This window comes from Pseudofrankia coriaricola (assembly GCF_032027725.1).
In the GTDB taxonomy this organism is placed as follows: domain Bacteria; phylum Actinomycetota; class Actinomycetes; order Frankiales; family Frankiaceae; genus Pseudofrankia.
Genome location: NZ_JASNFO010000191.1, coordinates 1 through 2,914, shown reverse-complemented (window position 1 = coordinate 2,914; position 2,914 = coordinate 1). Strand labels below are relative to the sequence as shown.

The window sequence follows — 2,914 nt, the reverse complement described above, 5'->3', positions numbered from 1 at the left end:
GTGACCTTGAGCAGGGCGTTCGCGCGTTCGCCGACGGCGCGTAGCGCGTTGTGGATCCGGTTGTGTGCCTTCTGTTCGTCGGTGAGGGTGGCGCCCTTGGGCTTCTTGTACGCGATCGCGAGCGGCCCGGCCGGGCTTCCTATCCCTTCGTAGCCGAGGTCGAACAGCACCTCGTGCAGGTCGGCGGTCCATTCCTCGAGGATCGCCAGTGCGCCGGAGGCTTTCAGGGCGGTCGAGTCGTGCTCGCGGCCGGGCCGCACGTCCGAGACCCACAGCGGCCAGCCGTCGTCGGGGGCCGAGAGGACCTGGATGTTGCCGCCGTGGTTGGAGGCCTTGCCGGACCACCACAGGTCCACGCCTTCGGTCGGGCCGGGCATGCGCAGCCGGTCGGTCTCGATGACCGTGCCGTCGAGGACGAGGTGGTCGTAGCCGGCGATCCTGGCCCGCATCAGCGCTTCGCGCAGGTCAGGGGCCTGCCAGGCGAGCACGGCGATGCCCTCGTGCAGGTAGCGGTAGCCCACCGACCGGGACACTCCATGATCCCCGAAGAGCTGTCTGGCCCTGAGGCCGTCACAGAACCAGCGCAGGACCATGACGGCCTGTTCCAGCGCGGACAGCGTGCGGGTGCCGTCGCGGGTGCCACGGCGTTGACGCTCCGCGACGAGAAGACCCGCCAGGCGGAAGACGGTGTGATCGCCGAGGGGCAACTCGGCGGTGTATGTGAAACTCATCGAGGCGCGGGGTTCCCTGGGGTTGATCTTTGGTCGGAGCAACCTTCCTATCGGAGCCCCGCGCCCTCGTTGTCACAGCCCCAGGGATACTCACACCCCGTAACAGTCACCGAACGTCACAGGTCGTTGCTGGGAATGGCTCATTCACTCCCGAGACGGAGCGGACGAGTCGCTATTTCTTTGCGGCGGCGCGCGACTGGCGTGTGGACGCAATGCCGTTTAGGGTTTGCGGATAATCAACACGCTGGTTTGGGCTTCGGTGTCAGGTCGATGCCGTGCGCTTGGGCGTGTGCGGTCAGGTCGGCGAGGGTCGCGAGACAGGTCGTCGCGGGCGTGACGGTGTGGCGGTTCTGGTCGAGCAGCGGGTGGATCTCCCGGTCTGCTTTGGCGATGGAGCCGAGGGAGACGCCGAAGAGTTCGGCGAGGACTGGCTGCGGTGTTCGGAAACGCAGCCGCAGGACGGTCACGAGGGTTTGCTCGGCGAGGGTGAGGGCGGGTGGGTGGTCGCCGGCGGGTCTGCGGGTGGGTGGGCCGCTCCTGCGGGCGAATAGCTCGTTGTCGCGCTGGATCCGGTGCGGGACGGTGAGCGAGGCGATCAGTTCGTCCCAGGCTGCGGTGCTCAGGCCGGTCACGGCTGGGTGTGCCCAGTCGGTGCGTTCGGGGGCGCGGGCCGGCTCGGGTGGTGGTGGTGGTGGTTCGGGGCGCAGGGTGTAGTTCCAGTCGCCGTGCCAGCTGTGGCGGTCCAGGGGGAGGCAGTCGATCTGTGTGTCGCTGACCTTGGCCCCCGCGGGGTAGGCGCCGGTGTCGAGTTCGGCGTGGACGCGCAGCCCGGTGCGGGTCGTTGTCGCGGCGATCGAGTTGACGATGACCTCGTGGCTGGTCAGGGGCCGGCCGCGCCAGTTCATGGTGATGTGGGAGAACAGCCGGTGCTCGATCTTGTTCCATTTCGAGGTCCCGGGCGGGAAGTGGCAGACCGTGACTGTCAGGACGGTGGCGAGGGCGAACGCGGCGAGTTCGGTCTTCCCGGCGCGGGTGCGGTAGCTGTTCGAGCCGCCCGCGTCCGCGGTGATCAGGAGCCGGCGGGCGTGTGGGTAGGACGCCTGGCCCTGCCCGTCCCACCAGCGGCGCAGCGAGGCGACCGCGAACGCGGCGGTGTCGTGGTCGGTGCCGACGCTGACCCAGCCGGCGTCTGCCGCCAGGTCGTAGATCCCGTAGGGGACGGCCTTGCCGAGTTCCTTGTCCGGGAAGTCGTGGCTGTCGACCTTCACCGGGTCGCCGGTCGGTCGCCACTGACGGCCGCGGTTGGCGTACTCGCCGACGAGTTCCTTCTTCTTGGTGTCGACGCTGACGACCGGGTCACCCGCGTCCAGACTGTCTGTGACCTGGGCGTTGATGTAGCGGAACTGCGCGTCCCGGTCGGGGCTCTGCGCGCCTTCCAGCGTCTTGCTGTTGCCCTGGAGGCTGAACCCCTCCGCGTGCAGCAGGTCGCCGACGGTGTCCGCGCCGACCCGGTGACCCTGGCGGGTCAGCTGTTCGGCGAGATTGCGGGTCGACTTCGTCGTCCACCGCAACGGCGACATCGGGTCACCCCGCTCGTCCGGCTCGACCAGAGCCAGCAGCGCCGGACGCAGACCAGGGTCGACCTCGGCCGCCCGCTTGCGGCCCCCGCCCGGCCGGCGGACCCGGCCCAGCGGCGGGGCACCAGCGTCGAGCTCGTCGACTCCCCGCGACACGGTGGCCTCACGGACCCCAGCAGCCCGCGCGACCGCCCGGATATCCCCATGGCCCAGCGCCCGAGCCTCGGCCGCCATCACCAGCCGGCGCTGCCGCTCATCCAGATGCGGGAACACCCAGGGTGCCGTCAAAGTCCCTTTTCGCTGATCAGGCCGATGATCTGGAGGACGCGTTCGGGCTGGCGGGCGGTGGCTCGCAGGGCTTTGGCGATGCTTCTGTGTCCGGTGAGGCGTAGCGCGCTGATGGCGGTGTCGCGGGCGATCGCCCAGGCCAGGGGCGCGTTGCCGGTGCGGACGGTGTGGCGGTCCTCGTCGAGGACGCGGTCGCGGACGTGGTGGACCGCTTCGACCGTCCAGTGCCCGCGTGCCCGTGCCGCGAGGTCCCGTGGGTGGGCCTGTTCGGCGGGCAGGCTGGTGACCAGGTAGAACACCTCCTCGGACAGGGCCGGT

Annotated in this window: 2 protein-coding genes and 1 pseudogene; all 3 read right to left on the bottom strand. The window is 69.8% G+C overall.

Translation table 11 applies throughout. From position 1 onward, the window contains the following. Window positions 1–731: transposase family protein (locus tag QOZ89_RS47000; RefSeq protein ID WP_312629992.1), on the bottom strand; the 731-nt coding region annotated here is incomplete at its 3' end. Between the two features lie 236 nt (window positions 732–967). Beyond that, window positions 968–2,542 carry an ISAzo13 family transposase gene (locus QOZ89_RS46995; RefSeq protein WP_397428979.1) on the bottom strand — a complete coding sequence of 525 codons (1,575 nt, stop codon included), beginning with the start codon at window positions 2,540–2,542 and terminating at the stop codon, window positions 968–970. Window positions 2,543–2,592: 50 nt separating this feature from the next. Continuing rightward, a pseudogene (locus QOZ89_RS46990) lies at window positions 2,593–2,914 on the bottom strand (ISAs1 family transposase); the annotation flags it as partial.